The organism is Roseibium sp. RKSG952, from assembly GCF_009711355.1.
The window spans coordinates 1-830 of record NZ_SMMF01000399.1; the positions used below are offsets into that span (position 1 = coordinate 1).

2 protein-coding genes are annotated in these 830 nt (G+C 46.9%); both read left to right on the forward strand.

The features are described 5' to 3' along the window. On the forward strand, positions 1–303 hold a 303-nt coding region (locus tag E1297_RS49560), incomplete at its 5' end, for a hypothetical protein (RefSeq protein WP_209015566.1). A gap of 380 nt (positions 304–683) precedes the next feature. Beyond that, the coding region (locus E1297_RS01225) for a porin (protein WP_196223107.1) at positions 684–830 on the forward strand (147 nt) is incomplete at its 3' end.

Sequence of the window (830 nt, forward strand, 5' to 3'; positions counted from 1 at the left end):
GCGCGTTCCGCGCCCTTGACAATCAATTCCGTATGGCGTCACCGCCACTTCGGTGACGTAAGCCAAATCATGCATGTCTCGACCGGCTTCAATATGCAGAGGTCTTTTGACGGTTTTTCCGTTTCAAGGCGATTGTGGTGCCGGAGCGGAACCCGCGTTTTCCACCAGCATGACGGGTTGAGCGGCAAAAAGGCTCAAAGCCGTCCGGCTTCCTTTGCGGCATTTAGAGTATCTTCCGAAATCCAAAATACGCATCGTCTAAATTATCAATATATTTTAAATAAAAATAACAAAAATCTATAGTTTATGTATAAAATTGCTTAAAATTTAAGTATTTAAAAACATGTAAAAAATGTCAATGTAAATTAAAGTCATGATATTGTCATGATTATCCCTAAGGCAGAAAGGAGACTCCCTTTACGTTAGAAAATAGTTGTTTTTCAATGTGTTGATTCAATGCAACAGCGTGGCGCGAACGCCTTTCCACAGCGTGTTTGCGCTTGAAGCAATCGGTTGCTTCTGGTTTTTTCAGCATGCGAACAGCGAACGAGCTGATCCCGAAACATTCCATGTGGTTATAAATCTCTGGATGGCTTCGGCATATCGCGGGGATAGGCAAGGCTTCGAAGGCCCAACCGGGTTTTGGCTGCGCCGCTTTGAGATTTTGACTTAGGAGGTCAGAAATGAACTTTAAGAGCTTGATGCTCGGCGCTGCAGCAGCTGCTGCCGCTACTTCTGCACAGGCAGCCGATCTTCCGGTTGCTCCGGAGCCGATCGACTACGTTCGCGTCTGTGACGCTTACGGCGCACGCTTCTACTACATCCCGGGC